We start from the raw sequence: 25916 nt of genomic DNA on the forward strand, positions 1-25916 counted from the left end.
ACTTTAATGAGACCAAAGTAAAGTGCTATTTTTAATTAAGAGATTAAATTTTAGTCTGATTGTTTCCATTACCGCTGTCTACCACTTCTTCTCCCGCTTCTTTCACTTTTCCACTTATTTCTTTTATATCAGAGGTGATTTCTTTAGCACTCGAAATAATTCCACTTGAATCTTCCTTTACTTGGCTAACTGGTCCAAGAATGTTCTCGTTTACTTTTTCATATAGCGATTGCGCGTCATTTATCGCATCTTTCAGAACTGTAGAGGCAGATTTCAGTCGCTCTTGTAAATCGTTTTTTACTTCTACTGGATTGTTTCTAACTTGGCTATACATATCCAATGTTGAGTCTTTCACGTTTTTGGTTGTGGATGTTACTTTGTTTCTTGTATTGGAATCAAGCATAGCAATAGCAGCACCAATCACAGCACCAACTACTAAACCTTTTAAAAGCTTTCCATTTTTTTCTTCCTCCGCATTACTCAGTGAGTTGTTATACGTAGCAATTTGTGTCATTAATAATTCCTCCTGTCTGTTTTTTGAAATTGTTTCCTTACTACTTTAAATGCCCTTTTTTCTTTTATTTAAACTAATGGTTTACGACAGAAAGTACATGAGGAATTTTTTAACGGACAGTTTAACTATATGAAACCTCTAATATTCAAACAGATAATAAAAATTGAAAAGCTTCACGAAAGTTTATAAACTTTCGTGAAGCTTCCATTAATTAAGTATTAAGATTTTAATTTCTCCTTACATTCAAACCCTTATATATCAAGCATCAAGAGATTGCAGACAGATGAACTTAGGCTAAGACCGCGACGTCCTGTCGCAACGCCTAAGCCACCACATCCTGTGGAAGTTACATCATGCCGCCCATCACTCAACCCTATTAACACTTATATAGAAAAATAAATAGAAGTGGTCAATCTAAAACTTTTATCTTAAACAAACTCATGTGGTTATTGTTAGCGTAGCCACTATCTTGTGAGACATTCACATCTACTTGTACATTAACTCAATCACATATTTTGTATTAGTTAGTTTAGAATCAATTCGAAAAATACTAATCCAAAGAACATGCCTAACATCCATAATGCAAAGTAAAGCAATTTAATTTTTAAAGTTTGATTATTAAATACCCTTCCAGAATAACGATAAACCCAGTAGATAATTGGAAATAAAATAATAAAACAAAAAATATATTCTTTTGAAAAACTATAATGAAAATCTTTATTTCTTTCAGAAATAAAGAAAGTCAGACTACCTAATACAAAACCAATTGTATAACTACTTAATAATAAATGAGTTAGTGTTTTATCTTTTTTTATTTCCATGCTCTACTCCACCCATTTTGCCGTTCATTTCTTGAACTTGCCATTGTTTTCTTAATGTCAGATACTAAACCATTCATATTTTTTTCCCATTACTATAAGCTTTAATACTATTTGTCACTCCCTTTAATATTTTTTCTCCAAATAGAATGTAAGGAACAGGATCTAGTGACATAAACACACCCGTAATATTTGCGTAAAGAAGGATTTTCTATGGTAATAAAACTTGTTACAACAAGGTTACAACGCATATTATCAAAATCCGATATCTCGAAACATACTATACTTCATGTTTTCCGACACATCCATACATCACTATTAATTGAAGCCGGTGCAGGTATTAAAGAAATTCAACAACGATTAGGCCATACCGATATAAATACCACTATTAACATCTAGCATATCTGACGAAAAACATGGAAGAAAAGGCCTCTCAACAGTTTAGCAAACTGATGAAAGACCTTCTCTAGAATTAGTCATATGCATTTTTTTACACACCGAAGTAGTCAAAAATTGGCCATGTAGTGTAGAACGAACTCGAAACCTCTCATTTTCAAAGGGTTTCTTGATCTTATTACATCATGCCGCCCATTCCGCCCATGTCAGGCATACCCATGCCGCCTGATCCTGCTGGTTCTGGAATGTCTGCTACTACTGCTTCTGTAGTTAAGAATAGAGAAGCTACAGATGCAGCGTTTTGAAGAGCTGAACGAGTTACTTTAGTTGGGTCTACGATACCTGCTTCGATCATGTTAACCCATTCGCCTGTTGCTGCGTTGAAGCCCATGCCGATATCTTCGCGTTTTAGGCGATCTACAACGATAGATCCTTCTAAACCAGCGTTGTTAGCGATCTGACGAACTGGCTCTTCTAATGAACGAAGAACGATACGGATACCAGTTGCTACGTCGCCTTCTTTTGTTTCTGCAAGCTCAGCTACTTTGTTGTATACATTTACTAGTGCAGTACCACCACCAGATACGATACCTTCTTCTACAGCTGCGCGAGTTGCGTTTAGTGCATCTTCAATACGAAGTTTGCGTTCTTTTAACTCAGTTTCTGTTGCTGCTCCAACTTTCACAACAGCTACCCCACCAGCAAGTTTAGCAAGACGTTCTTGAAGTTTTTCTTTATCGAATTCAGAAGTTGTTTCTTCTAATTGGCCACGGATTTGAGCAACACGGCTAGAGATGTTTTTCGTATCTCCGTTACCTTCTACGATTGTTGTGTTATCTTTTGTTACTACTACTTTAGAAGCGCGTCCTAATTGAGTGATGTTCGCAGATTTAAGGTCTAAGCCTAAGTCTTCTGTGATTACTTCTGCACCAGTTAGAATAGCGATATCTTCAAGCATAGCTTTACGACGGTCACCGAATCCAGGAGCTTTAACAGCTACTGCATTGAATGTACCACGTAATTTGTTTACTACTAGAGTAGCTAAAGCTTCCCCTTCTACATCCTCAGCGATTAGTAAAAGTGGTTTACCTTGTTGAACTACTTGCTCTAGCACTGGTAAGATTTCTTGAATGCTTGAGATTTTTTTGTCTGTGATTAAGATATATGGGTTGTCTAAGTTAGCTTCCATTTTATCTGAATCAGTTACCATGTATGGAGATGCATATCCGCGGTCGAATTGCATACCTTCTACCACATCAAGCTCTGTTGTGAATCCTTTAGATTCTTCGATAGTAATAACTCCGTCGTTACCAACGCGCTCCATTGCCTCAGCGATTAATTCACCAACTTCTTCATCACCAGAAGAAATAGCAGCTACTTGAGCGATCGAATCTTTACCTTCGATTTGTTTAGAGATTGCTTTAAGCTCTGTTACAGCAGCAGCTACAGCAAAGTCGATTCCTTTACGGATACCAACTGGGTTAGCACCAGCTGTTACGTTTTTAAGTCCTTCACGGATCATAGATTGCGCAAGAACAGTCGCAGTAGTTGTACCATCACCAGCGATGTCATTTGTTTTAGAAGCAACCTCAGCTACTAATTTTGCACCCATGTTTTCAAAAGCATCCTCTAGCTCGATATCTTTTGCGATTGTTACACCATCATTTGTAATAAGTGGAGAACCAAATTTTTTCTCTAAAACTACGTTACGACCTTTTGGCCCCAATGTTACTTTAACAGCGTCTGCTAATTTATCTACTCCACGCAGCATTGCACTACGAGCGTCTTCACTAAATTTAATTTCTTTTGCCATGTTAGTATGCCCTCCTAATTGTTCTTTTTAATTTCTTTTATTAGCCGATTACAGCAAGAATATCGCTTTCGCGTAAGATTAAATAGTCGTGGCCTTCATATTTCACTTCAGTTCCAGCATATTTAGAGAAGATAATACGGTCCCCTTCTGTTACGTCTAATTCAACGCGGTTTCCGTTTTCTAGTACTCGTCCAGTACCTACTGCAACGACTTTACCTTCTTGTGGTTTCTCTTTAGCAGAGTCTGGAAGTACGATGCCAGATGCTGTTTTTTCCTCAGCTTCGATTAATTCGATTACAATACGATCACCTAATGGTCTTAACAAGTGAAACTACCTCCCTAAAATAAGTTGAATTTAATATTTATTAGCACTCTCACACTTTGAGTGCTAACACACTTATAATAATAATTAAACTACGTAAAATTTGCAAGTCAGAACCTAAACTTTTTTTAAATTTTATTATCTTCTTTCTCCTCTTAGATCATGAGTATTTCACCTTGCCCTTGTGCGAAAGCAAGTCCCTTTTAAATACTAAAACTATCCAAGAATAAAATAGCTAACAAGCGATTTTATTTTAGTTTTCCATTACAATAAGGCTAGTACATATAATAATTACCCGCATGCTATTGCAATGGAAACTTTATAGAAGACGGAAAGGATATTTAGATGAAAAAACAACAAACAGCCTTATACATATTAATCACCTACTGTGTCATGCAGCTCTCCGGAATCATCTTTGCTTCTCTGCTATTTATGGCTTTTAAATACTATAACCTGGAAAATCCTATGTTACTGGCTAACGGCTGGTGGACTTTCATCGGAATGGGAACTGCAACAATCATCACTTTACTTATCATACGAAAAGACAAGAGCTTTATCCGACCTTTAAAGGGACAAGCTTCGAGCACACTTAAATCAGTTGCCTGGGGAGTATTGGGATTCATAATGGTTTTGTACGGCCAGGCCCTTGCTGCTAATATTGAGATCAAGTTTTTTGGAATCGAGCCCGGTTCTGAAAATACACAAGACTTCATGGAACTAGCTAGTTCGGTGCCCTTTGTTTTTTTCTCTATCGTATTCTTTGCCCCAATCTTAGAAGAGCTCATCTTCCGTCGTATCATTTTCGGAACATTATTACCTAAAACAAACTTCTTTGTAGCAGCACTTATAAGCTCACTGTCCTTTGCAGTCATCCATTTTGAGTTTACGCACATACTAATATATGCTGTGTCTGGTTTTATATTCGCATTCATTTATTATAAGACAAAACGAATCATTACTTCTATTATTGCCCATATGCTTTTAAATGGATTCGTAGTAATTGCACAACTATATAATGAAGAAATTATTAACTTCTTTGAAAGATTAGCAGAAATGTTGCAATAAGGAGGAATCATTATGACTTTTTCATTTACCAAATTTCCTACAATAGAAACGGAAAGACTTATTCTCCGAAAGGCAACCGAGCAAGACTCCGACGACATTCTAGAATTGTATGCCAATGAAAATGTTGTACAGCACATGCCACTCGATCCGTTTACTTCTATTGAAGATGCAAAAGGCGAGATTAGTTGGTACGAGAAAATATTTTTGGAGCAAACTGGTTTGCGTTGGGTAATAGAAAAGAAAGTAAACAAAAAAGTGATTGGTACGTGTGGTTACTTAAACTATGAGGTTGAACATAACCGGATAGAAATAGGATATGACCTCTCCCCTGAATCATGGGGAAAGGGAATTATGACGGAGACATTAAAGGCTATTATTCACTTTGCCTTTTTAGAGTTAAACGCAAACAAAATTGAAGCTCAAATTACGTCAGAAAACGATGCATCCCTTCACCTAGTAAGTAAGCTAGGCTTTCACAGAGATGGTGTTCTAAGGGAACATGAATTTGAAATGGGACGCTATATCGACCTTGTCATTTATTCCCTTCTTGCTAGAGAATATACGAATAAGCCTTCGACTAAATTATAGTCGAAGGCTTATTTCTTAGATATTTTTGTGGGAAAATACTTCGGTGGCTGAGGAACTGCCTCCTCGCATTTCCCCATTTGCCTGTCGGGGCAGACATAGGCGGTTTCGCTTTTCTTATATATCGTTTCGAATCATATAGATTAGTGTTTGAAGTTCTACGGAAAGGTCAATCGTATGTACGCGAATCTCATCCGGTGTGCTGATTGGAACAGGGGTGAAATTTAAAATCCCTTTTACATCTGATCCAACTAGGAGGTTGGCCACCTCTTGGGCAGAACGGCTTGGAAGAGTGAAAATGACTAATTCAATTCCGTATTCCTTCAGTTTTTCTAGCATCACACTGGAATGAAAAACTGGGATATCGCTAATAATGGTTCCTTCGAGTGGTGCCTTCGTATCAAATGCGACTACTATTCTAGTATTATGATTTTTTTGGAAATTATATTTTACAAATGCTGTCCCTAAGCTACCAACACCTATCAATGCAACCTTCGCGGCTTCGTCTTGATCTAATGTTTTTCTGAAAAACTCTAGTAGATGGGGTACATCGTAGCCATAGCCTTTTTTACCTAATGCACCAAAATGAGAAAAGTCTCTCCGGATGGTTGCCGAGTCGATTTTCATCGCTTCACTTAGCTGTTGGGATGAAATACGTTTATGCTCTGCATTGTGAAAGCTTTGCAAAAATCTATAATATAAAGGAAGTCGTTTCATCGTCGCTTGAGGAATGCGAGGTACATCACGTTTCATAAGTATCCTCCTAATGTATAAGGCAAATTCATTTTTTCACGTTACCTTTCTTTCATTGTAAAGGGAGAACGTTGCAACGACAAGTCCTATCTATTACACTTAGGATAGAATTGAGGTGCAAATAATCGTGATCGTTTTACAAGTAAACCAAGTAACTAAATCCTTTAACGGGGAAGATATATTAACAAACGTAAAGCTAGAGGTTCAAGACCGTGACCGAGTTGCACTAGTCGGTCGTAACGGTGCTGGGAAATCTACCTTACTTAAAATAATTGCTGGAGAAATGTCCTATGATTCCGGTGACATTATCCTGCCAAAAAATATTAGACTAGGCTACTTAGAACAGCATGCCGGTTTAGAATCCAAGCTGACCATTTGGGAGGAAATGAAATCCATCTTCAGTCATTTAATAGACTCCGAAAAAGAATTACGTTCATTAGAAGCCCAAATGGCTGACCCTGCTGTCTATGAGGATTCAGAAGCCTACGCTAAAGTAGCTGCTACATATGACGAGTTACAGCTTGCATTTAACGAGGCTGGTGGCTATCGCTTTGAATCTGACATCCGCTCTATCTTACATGGGATGCAGTTTTTCCCGGACGACTATGACAAGCCTGTACAAGCCTTATCTGGCGGACAAAAAACGCGCCTAGCTTTAGCTAAAATGCTATTAAGTAAGCCCGATTTACTCATACTCGATGAGCCTACAAACCATTTGGATATCCAAACACTCAGCTTCTTAGAAAACTATTTGAAAAACTATAGTGGAGCCATTTTAATCGTATCCCATGACCGGTACTTCCTAGATCAGGTAGTAAATCTAGTGTACGAGGTTTCTCGCCATAATGTTACGAGATACGTTGGTAACTACAGTGCCTATTTAACGCAAAAGGCAAAAAATTATGAGCTGGATAAAAAGAAGTATGAGAAGCAACAAGAGGAAAAGGCAAAGCTAGAGGATTTTGTTAGTCGTAACCTGGCTCGTGCCTCCACAACCAAGATGGCGCAGTCTCGAAGAAAGGTAATCGAGAAGACAGACTGGATGGATGCACCTGATGGCGATGAAAAATCTGCTAACTTCGGTTTTACCATCGACCGGCCTAGTGGTAACGACGTTTTGCGCTTAGAGGACGTGGCAGTTGGCTACTCCAATAAAACCGTCTCCTCTAACATCTCATTTTCTGTGTACAAGCAGGACCGGATTGCATTAGTTGGACCGAATGGCGTCGGTAAATCCACCTTGCTGAAAACAATTATGAAGCAGCTTCCATCTGCTGGCGGGCATATTCAATACGGGACGAATGTGCAATTTGGTTACTATGACCAGGAACAGGCAGCTCTTTCCGGCAATAAAACCGTTTTGAAAGAGCTATGGGATGAATGGCCTCTCATGAATGAAAAGGATGTTCGCAATGTACTAGGTCGCTTCCTGTTCTCTGGAGACGATGTGCAAAAAACCGTCTCTACGCTATCCGGTGGAGAAAAGGCTAGACTTGCACTTGCCAAGCTCATGCTATTGAAATCAAATACGCTAGTTCTAGATGAGCCTACGAACCATTTAGATTTAGATAGCAAAGAGGTTTTAGAGAATGCTTTGCTCGATTTCCCTGGAACAATTATCTTCGTGTCACATGACCGTTATTTTATTAACCGAATTGCAACAAAGGTAATTGAACTCTCCTCCAAAGAAGCAACACTGTTTTTAGGTGACTATGACTATTATCTAGAGAAAAAGGAAGAGCTCGAGGAATTAGCAATGGAAAGCTCGATTGCACAAAATACAGTCGTCCAAAAGGTCAATACCTCGACGATTGATAAAGAAGCGAAGAAAAAGGAAAGACAAATTCGACGTCAAATCGATGAGCTCGAGGAACAAATTCCTGCTATCGATTCAGAAATCGCATTACTCGAGGAAAAGCTATGTGATCCAGAAGTCTTCCAGGATCATGAGGCAGTCCAAAAATTACAGAGTGAGCTCGATAACCTTAAGGTAAAGCAAGACACTATCTCCAATGAATGGCTGGAGCTACAGGAACAATTAGAAGAAATTACAGGGTAAGCCGATTGACTCGGTTTACCTTTTTTTATATGGGGAAAAATATATAATGTCGAACTATTTGTTTTTGGGATTAACTATTCAATTTATAAAGAAAACAGTCAGATTAATGGGACAAGCCAACCAATTATTAAATTGATCGAGTCGGTTTATGGTACAAAGTTATCTAATCGCTCTAACAGGATATCAGATACCCATGTTGTATTTTGTCGAACGATGGCATATATAGGTCAAGCCCCTTTTTCCTAAAAATCTTTTTCCACATATTTATTAACATCAAAAGTACTGTCATATCAATCTATCAACAGGTTTATCCACATTGTCCACAGATTAAAAACTTAGTTTTCCACAAGTTGTGAGTATAAATAACCACAATATATTGAAAACACACAACTTACTAACAAGTTATCAACAAATTGTGCATAAGTACGAATGTTCTCTATTGACAACCGAAATAATACATGGTAAAAAATCCTCTTTTCTTGTCGAAGAAAAGAGGATTTCGTTTAGTTCCAGCTATTTAATTCTAACCCAGGACGACCATTCATCGCTAAATCCCCTATTTGCCCTGCTGAAAATTTAGAGCTACCAGCAGCTGCGATCATGGCTGCATTGTCTGTACATAATTTGATTGGAGGCACATAAAAAGGAATATTCTCTTTATGGAATGCTTCTTCCAATGCTTTTCGCAGTCCTTTATTTGCTGCTACACCACCAGCAGCAATTACTTGCTTCACATTAAACTCCCTAGCTGCACGAAGCGTTTTAGTAGTGAGTACTTCTATTACGCTCTCTTGGAAGCCTGCGGCAAGATGGTTAGGATTGATTGCTTCCCCTCTTTGCTCCGCATTATGCTGATAATTGATGACTGCTGATTTTAAGCCACTAAAACTAAAATCATAAGAGCCTTCCTCTAGCCAAGCCCTTGGGAAAGGCACTGCTTGATCGCTCTCATTTGCTAGACGATCTATGTGTGGACCGCCAGGATAAGGGAGATTCAAGACTCTAGCTACTTTGTCATAAGCCTCTCCAGCTGCATCATCGCGTGTTTCTCCGATTAGCTCAAACTGACCGTCTTCTTTCATCAACACTAGCTCGGTATGCCCTCCTGATACTACTAGAGCAAGTAACGGAAATTCCATCGGCTGGACCAACGCATTTGCATAAATATGCCCCGCAATATGATGAACTCCTACTAAAGGCAGACCGTTTGCAAACGAGAATGCTTTTGCCGCGTTTATTCCTATTAATAGGGCACCTACTAGCCCAGGGCCTTCGGTTACTGCCACTGCATCTAAATCCTGAGGAGTCATGTCCGCTTGCTTTAAAGCCTCTTCGATAACCAGTGTGATTTGCTCCACATGATGACGAGAAGCAACCTCTGGAACTACTCCACCAAAGCGCTTGTGACTTTCTATTTGTGATGCTACGACATTGGAGATAATTTCTGTCCCATTTTTAACAATGGACGCTGCGGTTTCATCACAGCTCGTTTCTATTCCTAATATATATTGATCTTTTGTCATTTAAATTCCACCCACATTACAAGAGCATCCTCTTGTGTATCTGTATAATAGTTTTTACGAATGCCTCCGTCCTGGAAGCCAAGCTTGTAATATAAATTTTTGGCAATCGTATTGGATACGCGCACCTCTAACGTCATGAGGACTCCTTTTTGTGACTTTACAATACGTATTGCCTCGCGCATTAAGCCTTCCCCAATTCGATGGCCTCGCATACGTTCTGCAACTGCCACATTCGTGATATGACTTTCATCCATGACAATCCACATTCCACAATAGCCGACAATATCCTTTTCCTCTGTCTCCGCTACTAAATAGTAGGAATATAGATTAGTCGTCATTTCATGCTCGAATGCCTCTCTAGTCCATGGATGTGCGAATGCCTCTTCTTCTATTAAAAGCACCTGGTCTATGTCTTCTAGTGTCATTTTGCGATAAGTAATCGTTTTAGTTTCCATTTTTCTTCTGCTCTTTCATCCAATTTGCTTCTGCCTCTGTTATTCGCAAATATTCTGGAACCGTAGTATGTACGTCTACCGACTCCATATTTTGCGCAATTTCTATTAGGACTGCAGCACTTGGTAACGAAAATGATGCGCCTGCCTGATTGGCTTTATCGCCAAGCTCCTCTTTTATTTGGTTCCAATGAAGAGCTACATCCATTCCTACAAATAAAACCTGGTGCCCCATATCATCTAGGGTAGCTAGCAAATCTGCCATAGACATATGAGATTCCTTCACTAATTTTCCGTCCGTATAAATTCCCGCAAATACATTTCCACGTCGAGCATCCATAATGGAACACACCGTTCCTTGGAAATATGGTGCGTTCCCTGCAAGCACCTGCAAACTTGAAACCGAGTAAATTGGAATATTTAACGTCCAAGCGAGCGTCTTTCCGATTGTCACACCGATTCGCACTCCCGTATAAGAGCCTGGCCCTTTTGCTACCGCAATCGCATCTAGCTCGTTAGGCTGGATATTAGCTTTTTTCATAAGCTCCTCTATTGCTGGCATCGTTCCAATGGAATGAGTTACCTTCACAGAGGACTTATATTCTGCAAGCACCTGCCCGTCCTTTACGACTGCTACCGCAAGCGGTGTATGAGATGTATCTATTCCTAACCAAATCATTCAAAAAGCTCCTCACATAATTGTTCATATCTCTTTCCAAAAGGCTCAAACGTAAATCGACGCTTATCATTCTCCAGTCGATGAATCTGTATTGCCAATCGTTCAGGCGGCAAATCCTCCTGTATTAAATGAGCCCACTCAATAATGCTTACTGCATCACCGTAAAAAAGTTCGTCCCAGCCCAGATCCTCATCGCTATCCGCTAAACGGTAAACATCCAAATGGTTTAAAGGTAGCCTACCCTCATATTGCTTCAATATTGTAAACGTTGGGCTGTTCACGTTTCTTGTGATTCCAAGACCCTTCGCCACACTTTTCGTAAATGTTGTCTTCCCTGCTCCCAAATCTCCCTCTAATGTAAGGACATCTGCAGGCTGTAATAACTCAGCTAGCTGTCGGGCCAATACTTCCGTTTCCAGCTCCGAATCAATCAATCGCTCATACATCATCGTTCGCTTTCCTTTCAAGTACAAATCTATTTGACTCTATTATAAAGAATAACCGCTCATAATGTAACTCTAGGACATTTATATGTACAGAACTCTTTGAATGAAGAACAGCTCTAAGATAGAGCTGAATGCTCCGATTACGACAATCAAAGCCTAGATTACTACAATCAACCGGTAGTTTGCGACAATCAACCGCTCGGCTACCCTGAACACCCCTTTTTACTACAATGCTGGCCAAGTTTACTACAATCAACCTCTAGATTACTACAATCCTCACATAGTTTACGACAATCAATCGCAGACTCGTCCACATCTCCTATCCTATCCCTTACCAGCTTGCGAATCCCTACTCCAACAAACAAAAGGACCGTCTCACCTATGTGAGACAGCCCTGAGATAAATGTTATTGCAATAGTCGAAGCACTTTTTGTACTTCTTGCTCACCAGCATGCTCCCAGCGATTTTTGTCGGAAATGTTGCCGTCTTGATCTACGGGTGATTGAAACTGATCAAATCCAGTCGTTGTTAGCAACGAATTTTCATCCTTATCTAAACCAACGTTAACGACATGTTTGATTAAATAAGGAGATTGGAATTTAATATGTGCCTCGTAATCATCAAGTTCTCCTTGAGTCACTGTAAATGGGATGCGAAGATAGATGGTTTCCCCTTCCTCACGACAAAGAATAGAGTCAAAGCTACCTTTATGGTAATCCCAGTTCCCTCCAATTGTATAACCTAGACTCGAGATACGGTCCTGTAAATCTCCAAAAAATGCTGTCTTACCTTCTAATTCTGTGTTTAACTGAAGCATTGCTATCACTCCTTCATTGGATACTCATGTATAGAGTTTCCCAATGCCAGTAATAACATACGTTATTTTTCTTTTTCAAAAAACAAGCCGATTACCTTTTCCAATAAACCCTTTTTAGGATGATTCAAGTTTATCTCGATAAGTTTTTGAGCGATTAAATCGGACAGCATGTCATAGCCTGCTTCCCCAAAATGAAGACCATCGTTCTTTTCGCCAACTAATAGCTCTTTATAATCTTCTCTTGAATACATAGCAGTAAAAAAATCTATGTAGTGACTACCTGTCTCTTCAGCTACCTCTCTTACAACGGTTGTATATTGTAGCAAGGACTCATTAGAGCGATTCTCCTGCAAAGATTCATCTACTGGAGGCGGTGAAATAAGAATCGTCTTACTTGGACCAATGACCTTCGCAAAGGTGGTTATATTACGCTTGAATAATTCTAAGTCTACTAAACGATATGTGGCAGAATCATTCGAACCAAAAAGAACTGTGACATAGTCAGGTTTTTTAGCAATTACATCTGCAGCGAAACGTTCAATCGCCTGTTCAGTAGTATTGCCCGAGACTCCGGCGTTGATAAAATTATAGTTCGGTAATTTCTGAGATAGCTTATACGTAAGCGCCGGACTTGGATTACCTTCCTTTCTAGCGGTGATACTATCACCAAAACAAACAACAGTTGTCATTTTTATCAAGCCTCCATTCTATTATTTTTTTCTCTCTTTAAGTTTATATTCACTAAAAAGTGGCTATACAAACATATGAGACGGCTATGGAGGAACATCATGAACAAGAAACGAGTCACATGGGTAGACGTAACTAAGGGTTTTTTAATGATCCTCGTTGTTATAGGACACTACCCTGGAGAACTAGATTTCCCTCTATCAAAGTATATTTACTGGTTTCATATGCCAGCATTTTTTCTATTGAGTGGAATCTTTTTCAAAGAAATCAAAGAAGATACATCATCTAATAAAACAGTAAAGAAAAGATTTCTACAACTAATGGTACCTTATCTATTTTTCCTTTTAACGATTACAGGTATTCGATATGGTATGGAAATATCCCAAGGAAACCATGATTTTTCTTGGTATTTAAATGATTTATGGAAATTATTCATTGCCGGTAGATTCGTACGGGGTGCTTACGGAGTTTTCTGGTTTGTCACCACTCTATTCTTTACTTATCTATTATTTATGTGGATGACAAAATATTTAAGCAAAGTACAACAAATAAGTCTCCTTGCGTTTTGCTATATTGCAGCGCATCTTCAAAGTATTTTTGCTAGAGAAGTAATCAGTGAATCAGCAGTAGAATCAGCACAATCTATCCCAATGGTATGGAATTTAGATGTCGTATTGATGGCAGTAGTATACTTTTCTTTAGGCTACTACGGTAAATCACTGTGGATGAATGTGACCAAGCCTTGGCTATTCAGCGCAGGAGCGTTAGCTTTTGGAATGATTCTACTAGATCAAAATGGATTGATAAATTACAAACTAAGCATGAAATTTCTTCGTTATGATCATATGCTATTAGATTTAATTATCCCGATTTCCTTTATCATTGTAATCGTAGGCCTTTTCCAAAGAATTACTAAAATTCTTTCACTAGAATGGCTTCGAAAAATTGAAAATCATTCCATAGCTATTATGTACTTACATATTTTTACGGACATGATTTTGAACGATTACTTTGAATATGGAGTTGTCGGTTACACTATATTATGTACAGTTATTCCAATCATTATTTCTATTATCATTCAAAACGTTATCCCATATGGTAAATTTTTGCTCGGAGATATCCGCGCGAAAAGACCAATGCAGATAGAGATTTAAAAACCGCCAAATGGCGGTTTTTTAATGTTTGGCTATGCTAAAGGGTAGGGTTAGATTTTTAGTGAAGTAGTTTTGTTTGTGAAAGGTTACACCTAAACTAGCGTAAGCAGGATAGGTTCGATATGAAAATTATTTTTAAGGAACTAAATGGGGAAAATGGTATGATTAAAAAGTCTAAAAATTAATTGATATTATTTTTAGTTAATAGTTGTTAGAGGAGGCGTTCATTATGACAAATAAAAGAAATTATATTGTTAATGACTACAAGGGGATAACGACTACTTAACAAAGTTGTTTAGCATTTCCCCGAATTTTGAAAGGGGAAAATTATGAGTACAGAAAATGTAAAAATCGTAGAATTAAATGCAGAAAACTGGTACGACTGTTGTGAATTAGAGGTATCACTAGAACAAAAAGAATATATGGAGCCCAATGCTATATCAATAGCTCAGTCAAAGTTTGAGCAAACTTTAAAGCCCTATGCTATTTATTTCGAAGAAAAAATAGTTGGCTTTTTGATGTACAATTCTGTTCAAGAAGAACTTGATGGTTATTGGATTTATAGAATAATGGTGGACAAGGAATACCAAGGTAAAGGTATAGGGAAAACTGCAACTAAGTTAATGATTTCAGAAATGGCTAAATTACCTCATGCTCAAAAAATTGTTGTAGGTTATCACCCTGAAAACTTAGGGGCACATAATTTATACTCGAGTTTAGGATTTATTGATAATGGTGATAGATTTGGTAAGGAAATAGCAGTTATAAAAAATATAAACGAGTGATAGGTCTATAGAATATTTCAAAAGAGGCTGGGACATAACTCTAGTCTATAAATTAAAAAACATGAAACGGAAACTCGATTTCATGTTTTTACTTCATTTTTAAGGTCCAACAATTTCTTGTAAGAAATCTTTCAATTCTAGTTGTTTGAAGTGGAAGTGGCGACTACTGGGGGAACAGCTCGAGCTGAAAGCCTAAGCAGGAGCGAAGCGACGAGGAGATTGAAGCCGTGCCCCCGGAAAGCGTCCGCTGTAACAGAAAACAACTAGTATATTTGAATAGAAGCCCCGAAAAATTTACAAGGTCGTAAAATTTTCGAGACTTTTTACTTTTGAGGAGAGTTTTGTTCCAGCCTCTTTTTTTGCCAATGTGCGCTTTAGTAAAAAGAAATCAAATTAAAATGGGCCCGGAGAAAATAAACTAGCTCATTGTTTTTGTTAAATTAACCTTTAGCTTTAACATAGACTAATGTTCAAACAATATCATTTAATAAAAATAGAACATTAGTTCGCAAATATGTTATAATAGAAAGTGCAATTGCATACCAGGTTGGGCGGCGGTCACTTCTTTCAAAGGGGTGATGCCAATGACAATTTACGAATCGATCAATTTGTTAATGCAGCTAAGTGCTGTCTTCCTAACAGCTTTTTCTATCGTAGTGACATTGATTATTTTCTTCATAAAAAAGAAATAACCGTCCCCTGGCAAAGGTTTGACGGTTATTTCTGACCTAGGACCAACCGCTCTTTCTGCGGCTGCATATTGTAGGACTGGATATTGCAGTATCCAGTCCTTTAACTTGCTTATTTAATGTTATTATATACAGAAACCGACATACATTCAACTTATAGCTGGTCAAATATGCCTTACTTTTCTGCCTATCTCCCAGGATTATTAATACTAATGAATTACTTTATGATATGCAATAATCTCTTATAACGTTCAAAGATTCTTTCAACAAGAAAAGCGCAAGCGCCTGTCACTGCCCCGACAGGCAAATGGGGAAAAGCGAGGAGGCAGTTCCTCAGCCACCGCAAACGCTCTTGTTTGCGACGAGCTTGCGCAGGAGCACCTTTTATCCATTTGACCCCGAGGGGCAAGGCGGTGGAGCTAGACATCCAGAAAAGCGCAACCGCCTATCCCTGCCCCGACAGGCAAATGGGAAAAGCGAGGAGGCAGTTCCTCAGCCACCGCAGCTTTTATCCATTTGACCCCGAGGGGCAAGGCGGTGGAGCTAGACATCAATTTATCCACAGGTTCAGTATTTTATAATTTCCTAAACAATAAAAAAAGTAGACATTGAAACGTCTACTCTTTTGTCCTTTATGCTCAGCTGTCCAGTCGTCCTATATATCATTGCCAAAATACGTAGGAACAACCGTTTCATAAATTTGTCCGTCCATTTCATGTCTCAGACGCTTTACAGCAATTTGGAAATAATCTAAAATATTTTTCTCCGTCATAATATCTGACACACTTCCAGTTATCACAGGCATTTCTTTGGCAACCATTAATACTTTATCTCCTAGATAAAATGCATGATTTGCGTAATGAGTATTGATGACACAGGCCAAGCCCTTTTCTTTTGCTAGTCTTTTTATTGTTTGCAGGATAACCTTTTGCTTTTGCATATCTAGATGGGATTCCGGCTCGTCTAGTACTAAAATTTCTGGATCTGCCACTAGGGTTCGGGCGATTAGTGCTAATTGCAGCTCCCCTCCGCTGACAGATGTGCATGATTCCTCTGCTAAATGCTTGATACCTACTGAATCTAAGGCTTCTAAAGCCAAGGCATAGTCTTTTTTAGATGGCTGGGCAAAGGAGCGTATATAAACTGCTCTACCCATTGTCACTAAATCCAAAATGGAATAGCTGAATGTCATACTGGATGCTTGAGGTACATAACCAATCTTTGTCCAAACTTCCTTGGAATTCATCTGAGAAAGTGGCTTACCATCTAGTAAAGTTTCTCCTCTTTTCCATTCCTGTAAGCCCATCATACATTTTAACAGCGTCGTCTTTCCCGCTCCATTCGGACCTAGAATGGACAGTATTTCTCCAGGACGAAGCTCAAAGTTAATATCATTCATATACAAAAATTTTTGAGAATCAGGAGCCTTCACTTTTTTATAAAAGTAGTTTCCATCCTTCACCTGTAAAATCAATTCCAGCCACCTCCTGTTTTACGGAGCAAATATGCGAAAAACGGAGCTCCAATAATAGCTGTTAAAATAGAAAGTGGGATTTCAGCTGCCGTTAGACTACGAGCAAAGTTATCAATTATTAACAAGTACACTGCTCCTATGGAAATAGATGTTGGAAGTACATATTGATTGTTACTTCCTACTATCATTCGAGCGATATGTGGAATGATCAGCCCTACCCATCCGATAATTCCAGCAATTGAAACTGCTGCTGCAGTGATTAACGTTGCCCCTAAAATAACTAGCCATTTTAGCTTGTTAACAGATACTCCTAATGACAATGCCTCTTCCTCTGAAAGTGACAGGATATTTAGTCTCCAACGAAGTACATATAATATCAGAATACCAACCAAAATAATTGGACCACCAATCATTAAATCGCTATAGCTGGCAGTACCAAGACTTCCCATTAGCCAATATGTAATAGCTGGGAGCTTTTCCTCGGGATCAGCAAGGAACTTCACAAGCGAGATTAGCGCCTGAAACAAAGCACTAGTGACAACTCCCGCAAGAACTAGCATAAATATAGGCATATCTCGCTTTACCCCACCTATTAGAAAGGTGAAGCCAATCGCTAGCATACCCATCACCAATGCCATGATTTGCATCGTAAAGCTATTACCAAATAATAAAATTCCAATGGAGGCTCCAAATCCAGCTCCTGCTGAAACACCTAGAATATCAGGGCTAACTAATGGATTGGCAAACATCCCCTGGAATGCTGCACCAGCGATGGACAATCCACCACCAATTAGCATAGCTAATATAATCCTTGGTAGCCGCACATTCATGACTACCGTCTCTTCCATGTTAGTCCATGTTTGCTCCATAGGAACTATTTGAGAAAGCAGTATTTGGATTTGAACAATGAAATCAATTTGATACCGACCTACCCCAATCGAAATCAACCCAACTATGATAGGCAATGTCCAAAGTAATATCTTGATTAATTTAGACTTCATTTTATAGACACCTTTGTATTAGTATTTTGCTGCTTCCGATGGTGGATTTAAGATCTCTTCCACTTGTGTATCAGTTAAATCATAATTATAGTAGCGTTTGTAATAGTCTTTTATTTCTTCGTTCATGTCATACGTAAATAGCTCTGGATGATTTTTTTGTGCCATCCATTTTAGCATCAATGGTGCATCTCCACTTGGTGGATACCAGCGATAGATACCGAGCGGCATTTTATAAACCTTTTTATCCTGAACGGCCTTTACTTCACTCCAGTCTTGGCTTTCAAAAACGTTGTTATACAAGTCCTCAGGCTGAGTTTCCGTAAAATTAGTAATATAAATGATATCAGGGTTCCATTTATAAATTTGCTCCATATTTACTGCTTTAATACCATCGACCTCTTCGGCTGCTACATCTGTTCCGCCAGTGGAGTTCAGCCAACGGTTTCCGTGCATTCCCGTTCCTGCTACAGAAATCTCTCCATCATTATGGTATTGCAATACCATCACTCGTGGCATGTCCTTCTCTTTGACACCTGCTTCATCGAGCGTATCGTAAATCATTTGTTGGTTTTCTTCACCCTCTGCAATAATCTCAGCAGGTCGATCTGTTATACCTGTAATTTCTCCTGTCAGAGTTAACCAACGATTTAATGTATCTAACGGATTAAGTGAATCTGTTGCAGTGTCTAAAGCAACAGTTGTAATTCCCGTATCTTCAAGCTTTTTCACTGTTTTCTCTTGGTTAGCTATCTCAAAATATACATCTGGATCTAAAGATAGTAACTCTTCCACGTTTACTTCACCATTTTCAATAAAGTTCGTTTTAGCATCTAGTATAGATGGAGAAATTTCCTTCAAAATAGAATGAGAAGCTGCATTATAAGAGTTTGGATGAATCCCTGCAATCTCTTCAGTAGAATTGGTAGCGATAAACCATGTGGAGAAGTACGGTAGTATCCCTCCCATTACAATGCTGTCTAGCTTTCCAGGAATCTCTACCTCTCTATTTAATTCGTCTACAATTATCTTTGTTTCTTGACTAGCCTCTAAATCCTTATTTTCCACTTCATTATTATTACTACCGCAACCAGCTAGTAATAACGCAATAGAAGCGGAGGCAATTATGTATCTATATGGTCGTTTCTTCATTATATTTGTCTCCATTTCTCATTGAGAATCATTTTCAATTCCTAACTAACTTATAATAATTTTCCCAAAAGGTCAAGAATGCTTATTAAAAAAACAATATTCAGAATGCAATATAGTAAAATTTTGCCTTTTTAATTTTTTTGTGGATATGATATGATGCAAATAAATGAGAATAGTTATCAATTATTTCAAACGATGGAGGGCTCTTTTTGACTAACATAAATAACATACTCTACTTGGATCCAGGTCATGCGTTTGGATTGTCCAACCGTACCAATTCTTTTATGAACGAACATTTTACGATTATCGATCAATATCAATTAACCGAATATCCGTTAGAGCCGTACTGTTGTATAGTCGTGCACGATTTTGCAGATCAAGAGTACTTATATAAACATAAAGCAATTATAGAAGACTTTTTAGAAGCAGGGAAAGTTGTCATATTCGGTGGGCACTTATTTAGAGAATGGCTTCCTGGTTGTCCTATCTTTACACCTAGAACGATTGAAAGCCATGAAGATTACAATGTTTTTAAGAAAATAGATCATCCTATTTTTAAGGGAGTAGACACCGATGATATGACCTACAATAAAGGAGTGGCCGGCTTCTTCGCAAGAGTGACTCACTCCCCTGTTCCAAATGGTGCGGAGGTGCTTTTAACTTTCCGCGATGGAATGCCTATTACATATATAGATCGTCAGTCAACGAACGGAACAATTTTAGTTCATTCTGGTCGAGATCTTTTTGCTCATCGCATGCAAAATAAAACGACGGATCGAATCAGCATTCAGCTCTTACAATGGATCCAAGATGAATATAAAGAATTACAAAAAGGGGGCAGCTCCAAATGAGAAAAATTGCTGTAATTTATAGTGGACATGCACCTCATCAAAGAACATTCAATGAACCAAAATATAAACAATATATCGACAGACTAATATATTTTCCAGACTTCCAGAATACTTCATTGGAAGGGGTAGATGTTTTGTTTGTCCCCTCTCAATTAAATGAACATTTATTGAAGGCTGCGAAGGAGAAAATTCATGCTTTTGCAAATGCGGGAGGGATCGTTGTAGCCTTTGGACCGCAACCGTGGGAATGGCTCCCAAATCAAAAATGGGAGGAACGAGAAACTAATTTCTGGTGGTGGCTCGAAAAGGATGCAAAAAGTGGACTAGTGCTAGCTGATCCAGAATATGATTTATTCAACTATATAACTTTGCGAGATGCGACGTGGCATCAGCACGGTGTGTTTTGGCCAGTGGAAGGCGCTCAAAAACTTATTACGACCGAGGATGGCGGAGCTGTTCTTTACGTTGACAAGGTGAGCACAAAGGGTACTTGGATTATTACTACCCTAGATCCTGACTATCATTTTGGCTCCTACTTCATGCCAGCAACCGAGCGATTCCTAGACGGATTTTTGCCATGGCTAGCTAAAGGAAATATATAAGAAAAGACCTGATACTCTTTTTAAAATACAGAAAAAAACGTGAAATCATTGCTTGATATGCTCCCCAATAGGTAGACAGATGAAAAAACAAAAATCTGTTTATCTGTTGGGGGGTATTTTTTTATGGCGCGAAGTAAGCATACAGTTGAACAAAAATTAACCGTTCTCCAACTGTTAGAGGATGGAGAATATACATTAGAAGAAATTTGTAGAATGCATGAATTAACCTATACCACACTTTACCGTTGGCAAGTGAAATATAAAGCTGAAGGATTAGAGGGTTTGAAGGAATCAAAAACTTGGAAACCTTACTCAAAAGAACTGAAGGAAGCTGCGGTACAAGATTACACCCGTGATGGATTAACCATTAATGAAATACTCTCAAAATATCAAGTGAGTAGTGATTCTGTTTTGTATAGTTGGATTCGCAAGTATAATAGTCATAGCGAATTAAAAGACTCAGGAAAAGGAATGAGTGAAACTATGACTAAAGGTAGACCAACAACGGTAGAGGAACGCATTGAAATTGCACAATATTGCTTAATCAATCAACGAAACTATCAAGCAACTGCAGAAAAATATGGGGTTTCGTATCAACAAGTGTATAGCTGGGTGAAGAAATTAGAAACAGCAGGCGAAATGGCATTAAAAGACCGTCGTGGGCGCACGAAATCAATGGAAGAATTAACAGAAGAAGAGAAAAGAAAATTACGCATGCAACAAATGGAACGTGAAATGGAACGCTTGCGTGCAGAAAACTTATTCTTAAAAAAGTTAGAGGAAATCGTTTACAACAGCGTTATCTAGCGATTCGAGAACTACATACAGAGGAACATATTCCGGTTACCGTCTTATGTAAAATCGCTAAAATTTCACGTGCTGCCTATTATAAATGGTGCGCGCGCACCTCATCAAATCGCGAACAAGAAAACGAAGCTTTAATAGAGGGGATTCGCCTACTGTATGACCAGGTTGATGGGATCTATGGATACCGTCGTATGACGATGACGATCAATCGTTATCGTGAAGTGGCAGGCTTACCTACGTACAATGAAAAACGAATTTACCGTTTAATGTGTATGTATCGAATACAATCTGTCATTCGTCGAAAACGAAAAGGATATAAGAAATCTACACCACAGCACGTTGCAGAAAATCTTTTAAATCGCGATTTTAAGGCTTCTAAGCCCAATGAAAAATGGTGTACAGATATTACCGAATTCAAATATGGTGTCGGAAGAAAAGCATATTTAAGTGCGATTATTGATTTACACGATGGGTCAATTGTTGGTTATAAACTAGGTAAATCCAATAATAATCGTTTAGTTTTTGACACGATTATTCCAGTGATAGAGCAATTACCAACTGGTGCCTTCCCGATGATTCATAGTGATCGTGGCTTTCAATATACTTCGAAGGGATTTAAACGCATCGTAGATGGCGCTAAAATGACGCACAGTATGTCTCGAGTTGGCCGTTGTTTGGACAACGCTCCAATCGAGAATTTTTGGGGTACACTGAAATCAGAAATGTATTATTTACGGGAATTCCAGTCGTTTGAGGAATTAAGAAAAGCAATTGATGTGTATATTTACTTTTACAATCATCAACGTTATCAAAAACGACTAAACGGCCTGAGCCCTCTAGAATTCAGAGCTCAAGCCGCTTAGTTCATTTTTTATTATTTCTACTGTTTACTTGACAGGGAGCAGTCCAGCTTTCGATTTCACGTTTTTTATATTTAAACGATAGTTTTGTCTAGCCTATTCACTTCAAATAAATTTCTTTCACTTTAAGGAGTTTTTGCGTTTATGAAATCCATATGCTAGTAAGCCACCTATTAGAACGATGCCTATTGCTAGAAAGCCCGATTTGTTAGTTGTAGAAATAGAAGACTCTTCTACTGATTTAGGTTGAGTAGTTAGTGATGATAACTGTTCATCTAGTTTAGCTGTTTCTACAACTTGAGGAATCTGTTCTTCTGTGAATGCTTTTTCTTCCGCTTGTAATACAGGTGTTACCGAACGATCACCAATAACAATGAATTGTAGTGCAATGTCAGCTACTGTATCTTCTGAGATACCCACCGGTTGCTCATTGCTAGCCTTATCTTCGTCCTGATGCAGATGCCTAGCAGTATCTGTATCGAAGTTTGAACCGTACCATGATTCTGCAATATGTTGACCTTGCCAAACGAGCGGATCTACTGAATCTGCAATTGCTCGAGGGTGAAGACCTAGCTCAAACAATTTACCATCGATTGTTAACTGGTAGACATTCACGTTCTCACCTTTTGGCGTTTTCTTTGTCTTTCGCTCAACCCTTTCAATAACTCCTGTGGGACCAGACGTAAAGCCTGCCTTGTCCATTAATGAAAGACCATTTACCTTTTTATGTACATGAGCAGCAACAAATTTAGCAAATTCATCATGTGTCAGCTGTTCATTTGGGTTCTCTAATTGTAATTCACCTAAAAAGAAAGCTTCATTTACTAACGAATACGTTGCATTTCCTTCCATCGTTGATATTAACCCTTCCTCTACTGCTGCTTTAGACAATTCATTTAAGGTTTTCCCTTCCAATCTATTATAATAACCAATCCATCCCGCCAAATCCCTAGCAGTTAGTGTGTCTAGAGGTCGAAATGTTTGCTCCATATCTTGAGACGGAATCACACCTAGTGCTGAAAGTAATACTACCTCTTGCGCTGCTTCGGTAATGGACAAATCTTCTAGTAAATTAGTTTCATTCATAACATGAGCAAATGCTGGTGTTGTTGTAAGTATCAATATAGAAAACAGTATCCCTACTTTTTTAAACATACACTCACCCCTCTTTTGTATATAACAACAAGCCTCCATTAAATTGTTTAAAATATGGCTGCTGTATAGCTTTAAGTGTTTGTACTTTCTCATATTCTAGAGTGAAACTCGGTAGCTCTTCTAGCAGTTCCTCTGGTAAGAAGAATCCATTGTAAAAGCCAGCTTCTATGACAAGTTTAGCTGCGTCTCCTGCTCCGTTTTGCAATACCTGTCCCAAAAGGAGAACGTGTGCATATTCTAACTCGTATTCAACATATACATGGTCATTGCGAAAATAATAGTGAAGATTACTTTGTTCATTTAGCCATTCCTCATTTAATTCATAAGGGAGCGTCGGTGACTCTTTTACCCATTTTAGTAAATTCTTTTCTACTAACTCCGTGTCTTTTTGTAAATCTTCAATAATATGTTCTTCTACTTCGGCTGTCCAATCAATGTCTAAATAATTTGCTATTATATCTAATTCAAGACCTGCTGTTTCCTGAAGAAAGTCTTCTCGTGCGCTTAGATTCTTTTCGATTGCTTGTAGTAGCTGTTCATGGCCCTGTAGAGTTTTCTTGCTAATGAGTAGTTGTTTGTATTGTAAATATAAACCATTCAAATCCACTAGGTAACTTTCAATTTCGGATTCTATCACCCACTGATTTCCAAGTAAATCTGTTATATCTGCACCTTGTTGCATGAAGGCTAACCACGTATCTAATCCAATTTCGGAATAAAATTGCAATTGTTCAATTGCCATTTGCTGATCATTTGTAAATTCTTTTTCTGCTGCTTCAATTTTAGGTTCAAGTTCTTCCATTTCTGTCTTTGTCCGTTGCAGATCAATTTGAAGTTTTTCAATGGTTGATTCATCGTAAACAATCCCTAAAAAATCAGCAAATGCCCCAGTTAAATGAGCATAAGCAGGTAATCCCAATAGACAGCATAATCCGGCAATACAAATTATACGTTTACACATGTCGGATCAACTTTCTTGTAGATAGATAACTTGCCGCTAGACTCAACAACACACCTATTACAGACTGAATAATAATCGTCCCGATTAAGTCCGATAAGTTTAAGCTTCCAAGGTATGGAACTGCCTGTTGAATTTTTTGAAAGATAGTCCGATGAAATGCAGTAACAACTAATGCTGCTAAAAACGATCCTGCTATGCCTAACAAAACACCCTCAAGTAAAAACTGCAAGCTTACTAATCGTGGATCAATACCTAAAAGCAACTTCACCTTTAACTCCCGGTTCCGCTGATACATCGCTAAATGGAACGTGATGTATACCATAACAAATGCCAAAGCTAAAAAAATGATGAGGGAAATAGTTCCGTACAGTTCCATTTTTGTAATCCACTTTGACAAAATTTCAGCCATTTGCTGTGGGTAAACTACTTTTTTAATACCTTTAATTGCCTCTAGCTCTTTAGCAATCACCGGCATCAGTGATTTGTCCGTTATTTGAAATTTAACAGCATCCTCTACACTTCCATTTGTAAAAGTATCTAGTAAGTGCTCCTTTCCTTGAAAGAAAAATGCAAGCTCTCCAATGAGTTCCTCACCTGTTTCGATTTCAACACTATGAGTATAGTTCTGTTTTTCTAGAATCACTGCCACATCTTCCACTAGCCCATCCTCCACATACACCTTCATGGCTAGCTGGGACTCCACATAATCGACAGCATCTTGAACGAAAGAGCGTGTTAATAACAAACAACCAATCAACAGTAAGGCTATGAACAGCAAGACGATTGAAGCAATCGCACTACCTTTATTTCGTGTTAGCCCTAACCTAATGTCCTCCATCATATATTTAAAATGATGCTTGTTCATACAATCTACCGTCCTCCATCATCCAACATTTTGCAACAGAACTCAGCAGTCTATCGGAGTGTGTCACGATTAAAATTGCAATATTTTCTTCTTTATGTAATTCATCTAATAACACCATAATTTCATCAGACGTTTCGTTATCTAAATTTCCAGTTGGCTCATCCGCCAATAATAACAAAGGCTTGTTAAGTAGTGCACGTACAATTGCGACACGTTGTTGCTGACCGCCCGAGAGCTCCGGTGGAAAGGCATTTATTTTATCCGTCAGGCCAACTCGCTCAATTAATCGTAATGCCTCTGATTCCATTTCATGTAACGGGAGTCCGAGCACTCTTCCCGCCAACATAACATTTTCGATTACTGTCTTTTGCTCAATAAGTTCAAATGATTGAAAGATTATCCCTATTTTGCGGCGTAGCTCAAATTTTTTCATCGTGTTTATTGGTACACCGTCAAATTCTATCACTCCCCCGCTCACATCCACTTCTCGATAGAGCAGCTTCAATAAGGTACTCTTACCTGAGCCTGAACGCCCACGTAAAAAAACGAATTCGCCTTTCATTAATTGAAAATGAATGTTACTCAACACTTCCATATCACCATAACGCTTTGATACATCTGTAATGCGAATCAT

General features: G+C 38.4%; 27 protein-coding genes. 9 read left to right on the forward strand and 18 right to left on the reverse strand.

The genetic code is table 11. The features are described from left to right. Positions 1-43 precede the first annotated feature (43 nt). Positions 44-514, reverse strand: coding sequence for a YtxH domain-containing protein (locus NSQ95_RS16545; protein WP_340881935.1), 471 nt, complete (start codon positions 512-514; stop codon positions 44-46). Positions 515-1038: 524 nt separating this feature from the next. Further along, complete coding sequence (locus NSQ95_RS16550; RefSeq protein ID WP_340881933.1) at positions 1039-1335, reverse strand: hypothetical protein; 297 nt, start codon at positions 1333-1335, stop codon at positions 1039-1041. A gap of 210 nt (positions 1336-1545) precedes the next feature. Here NSQ95_RS16550 and NSQ95_RS16555 point away from each other — a divergent pair, with 210 nt between their 5' ends. Further along, the gene (locus NSQ95_RS16555) at positions 1546-1731 is read left to right on the forward strand and encodes a tyrosine-type recombinase/integrase (RefSeq protein WP_340881931.1); all 186 of its coding nucleotides are present in this window, start codon (positions 1546-1548) and stop codon (positions 1729-1731) included. Between the two features lie 175 nt (positions 1732-1906). Here NSQ95_RS16555 and groL read toward each other — a convergent pair whose 3' ends face one another. Both groL and groES read right to left on the reverse strand, forming a co-directional pair. Further along, positions 1907-3541, reverse strand: a complete 1635-nt coding sequence (groL, locus tag NSQ95_RS16560; RefSeq protein ID WP_340881928.1) for a chaperonin GroEL — start codon at positions 3539-3541, stop codon at positions 1907-1909. A 40-nt stretch (positions 3542-3581) separates the two neighbouring features. Continuing rightward, the gene (gene groES, locus NSQ95_RS16565; protein WP_169360458.1) at positions 3582-3866 is read right to left on the reverse strand and encodes a co-chaperone GroES; all 285 of its coding nucleotides are present in this window, start codon (positions 3864-3866) and stop codon (positions 3582-3584) included. A gap of 342 nt (positions 3867-4208) precedes the next feature. Here groES and NSQ95_RS16570 point away from each other — a divergent pair, with 342 nt between their 5' ends. Then, positions 4209-4928: a type II CAAX endopeptidase family protein gene (locus NSQ95_RS16570; protein ID WP_340881927.1), complete on the forward strand. Its 720-nt coding sequence runs from the start codon at positions 4209-4211 to the stop codon at positions 4926-4928. 12 nt (positions 4929-4940) lie between these two features. Then, positions 4941-5516 carry a GNAT family protein gene (locus tag NSQ95_RS16575; RefSeq protein WP_340881925.1) on the forward strand — a complete coding sequence of 192 codons (576 nt, stop codon included), beginning with the start codon at positions 4941-4943 and terminating at the stop codon, positions 5514-5516. 114 nt (positions 5517-5630) lie between these two features. Here the strand turns inward: NSQ95_RS16575 and NSQ95_RS16580 are convergent, their stop codons facing one another. Further along, complete coding sequence (locus tag NSQ95_RS16580; protein WP_169360460.1) at positions 5631-6266, reverse strand: redox-sensing transcriptional repressor Rex; 636 nt, start codon at positions 6264-6266, stop codon at positions 5631-5633. A gap of 127 nt (positions 6267-6393) precedes the next feature. Between NSQ95_RS16580 and NSQ95_RS16585 the strand changes: the two genes are divergently transcribed. Further along, positions 6394-8325: an ABC-F family ATP-binding cassette domain-containing protein gene (locus NSQ95_RS16585; protein ID WP_298467681.1), complete on the forward strand. Its 1932-nt coding sequence runs from the start codon at positions 6394-6396 to the stop codon at positions 8323-8325. Between the two features lie 503 nt (positions 8326-8828). Here NSQ95_RS16585 and tsaD read toward each other — a convergent pair. The 6 genes from tsaD to NSQ95_RS16615 form a co-directional block, all read right to left on the reverse strand. Next, positions 8829-9848 carry a tRNA (adenosine(37)-N6)-threonylcarbamoyltransferase complex transferase subunit TsaD gene (gene tsaD, locus NSQ95_RS16590; protein WP_342559971.1) on the reverse strand — a complete coding sequence of 340 codons (1020 nt, stop codon included), beginning with the start codon at positions 9846-9848 and terminating at the stop codon, positions 8829-8831. Then, on the reverse strand, positions 9845-10303 hold the full coding sequence (rimI, locus tag NSQ95_RS16595) for a ribosomal protein S18-alanine N-acetyltransferase (protein ID WP_340881919.1): 459 nt from the start codon (positions 10301-10303) through the stop codon (positions 9845-9847). Before rimI ends, tsaD begins: the two co-directional genes overlap by 4 nt. After that, positions 10293-10979, reverse strand: a complete 687-nt coding sequence (gene tsaB / locus NSQ95_RS16600) for a tRNA (adenosine(37)-N6)-threonylcarbamoyltransferase complex dimerization subunit type 1 TsaB (protein WP_340881917.1) — start codon at positions 10977-10979, stop codon at positions 10293-10295. Before tsaB ends, rimI begins: the two co-directional genes overlap by 11 nt. Further along, the gene (gene tsaE / locus NSQ95_RS16605; RefSeq protein ID WP_340881915.1) at positions 10976-11428 is read right to left on the reverse strand and encodes a tRNA (adenosine(37)-N6)-threonylcarbamoyltransferase complex ATPase subunit type 1 TsaE; all 453 of its coding nucleotides are present in this window, start codon (positions 11426-11428) and stop codon (positions 10976-10978) included. Before tsaE ends, tsaB begins: the two co-directional genes overlap by 4 nt. Positions 11429-11831: 403 nt before the next feature. Continuing rightward, positions 11832-12242 carry a YugN family protein gene (locus NSQ95_RS16610; protein WP_342559972.1) on the reverse strand — a complete coding sequence of 137 codons (411 nt, stop codon included), beginning with the start codon at positions 12240-12242 and terminating at the stop codon, positions 11832-11834. 62 nt (positions 12243-12304) lie between these two features. Further along, complete coding sequence (locus NSQ95_RS16615; RefSeq protein WP_342559973.1) at positions 12305-12931, reverse strand: GDSL-type esterase/lipase family protein; 627 nt, start codon at positions 12929-12931, stop codon at positions 12305-12307. A gap of 99 nt (positions 12932-13030) precedes the next feature. Here NSQ95_RS16615 and NSQ95_RS16620 point away from each other — a divergent pair, with 99 nt between their 5' ends. Next, positions 13031-14083 (forward strand): acyltransferase family protein, encoded by a 1053-nt coding sequence (locus tag NSQ95_RS16620; protein WP_298467662.1) that lies wholly within the window; start codon positions 13031-13033, stop codon positions 14081-14083. A gap of 329 nt (positions 14084-14412) precedes the next feature. Next, the gene (locus NSQ95_RS16625) at positions 14413-14868 is read left to right on the forward strand and encodes a GNAT family N-acetyltransferase (RefSeq protein WP_342559975.1); all 456 of its coding nucleotides are present in this window, start codon (positions 14413-14415) and stop codon (positions 14866-14868) included. Positions 14869-16212: 1344 nt separating this feature from the next. On the opposite strand, the gene NSQ95_RS16630 is transcribed toward NSQ95_RS16625, so the two are convergent. Genes NSQ95_RS16630 through NSQ95_RS16640 form a run of 3 tightly spaced genes read right to left on the reverse strand, consistent with a single transcriptional unit; the run spans position 16213 to position 19181 of the window. Then, positions 16213-17031, reverse strand: a complete 819-nt coding sequence (locus tag NSQ95_RS16630) for an ABC transporter ATP-binding protein (RefSeq protein ID WP_340881908.1) — start codon at positions 17029-17031, stop codon at positions 16213-16215. Further along, positions 17028-18032, reverse strand: a complete 1005-nt coding sequence (locus NSQ95_RS16635; RefSeq protein ID WP_342559976.1) for an iron ABC transporter permease — start codon at positions 18030-18032, stop codon at positions 17028-17030. The genes NSQ95_RS16630 and NSQ95_RS16635 overlap by 4 nt, the downstream gene beginning before the upstream one ends. A gap of 18 nt (positions 18033-18050) precedes the next feature. After that, positions 18051-19181: an ABC transporter substrate-binding protein gene (locus NSQ95_RS16640; protein ID WP_342559978.1), complete on the reverse strand. Its 1131-nt coding sequence runs from the start codon at positions 19179-19181 to the stop codon at positions 18051-18053. A 209-nt stretch (positions 19182-19390) separates the two neighbouring features. Between NSQ95_RS16640 and NSQ95_RS16645 the strand changes: the two genes are divergently transcribed. From NSQ95_RS16645 to NSQ95_RS16655, 3 genes are all read left to right on the forward strand, one after another. Beyond that, a complete protein-coding gene (locus NSQ95_RS16645; RefSeq protein WP_340881902.1) occupies positions 19391-20032 on the forward strand; it encodes a phosphate starvation-inducible protein PhoH in 642 nt (213 codons plus the stop codon). Continuing rightward, positions 20029-20634, forward strand: a complete 606-nt coding sequence (locus tag NSQ95_RS16650; RefSeq protein WP_340881901.1) for a hypothetical protein — start codon at positions 20029-20031, stop codon at positions 20632-20634. Before NSQ95_RS16645 ends, NSQ95_RS16650 begins: the two co-directional genes overlap by 4 nt. A 123-nt stretch (positions 20635-20757) precedes the next feature. Further along, positions 20758-22304 (forward strand): IS3 family transposase gene (locus NSQ95_RS16655; protein WP_340881899.1). Its coding sequence is split into 2 segments (ribosomal slippage): positions 20758-21391 and positions 21391-22304, totalling 1548 coding nucleotides; the frame shifts between segments, so codons are not numbered across the junction. A gap of 117 nt (positions 22305-22421) precedes the next feature. Here NSQ95_RS16655 and NSQ95_RS16660 read toward each other — a convergent pair. From NSQ95_RS16660 to NSQ95_RS16675, 4 genes are read right to left on the reverse strand one after another with little or no spacing between them, the layout of a single operon-like run. Then, positions 22422-23456: a hypothetical protein gene (locus tag NSQ95_RS16660; RefSeq protein WP_342559979.1), complete on the reverse strand. Its 1035-nt coding sequence runs from the start codon at positions 23454-23456 to the stop codon at positions 22422-22424. A gap of 4 nt (positions 23457-23460) precedes the next feature. After that, complete coding sequence (locus NSQ95_RS16665; protein WP_340881895.1) at positions 23461-24417, reverse strand: hypothetical protein; 957 nt, start codon at positions 24415-24417, stop codon at positions 23461-23463. Beyond that, positions 24410-25282: an FtsX-like permease family protein gene (locus NSQ95_RS16670; protein ID WP_340881893.1), complete on the reverse strand. Its 873-nt coding sequence runs from the start codon at positions 25280-25282 to the stop codon at positions 24410-24412. Before NSQ95_RS16670 ends, NSQ95_RS16665 begins: the two co-directional genes overlap by 8 nt. Then, entirely contained in the window at positions 25263-25916 is a 654-nt protein-coding gene (locus tag NSQ95_RS16675; protein ID WP_342559980.1) for an ATP-binding cassette domain-containing protein, read from the reverse strand. Before NSQ95_RS16675 ends, NSQ95_RS16670 begins: the two co-directional genes overlap by 20 nt.

This window comes from Psychrobacillus sp. FSL W7-1457 (assembly GCF_038593405.1).
Classification (GTDB): Bacteria; Bacillota; Bacilli; order Bacillales_A; family Planococcaceae; genus Psychrobacillus.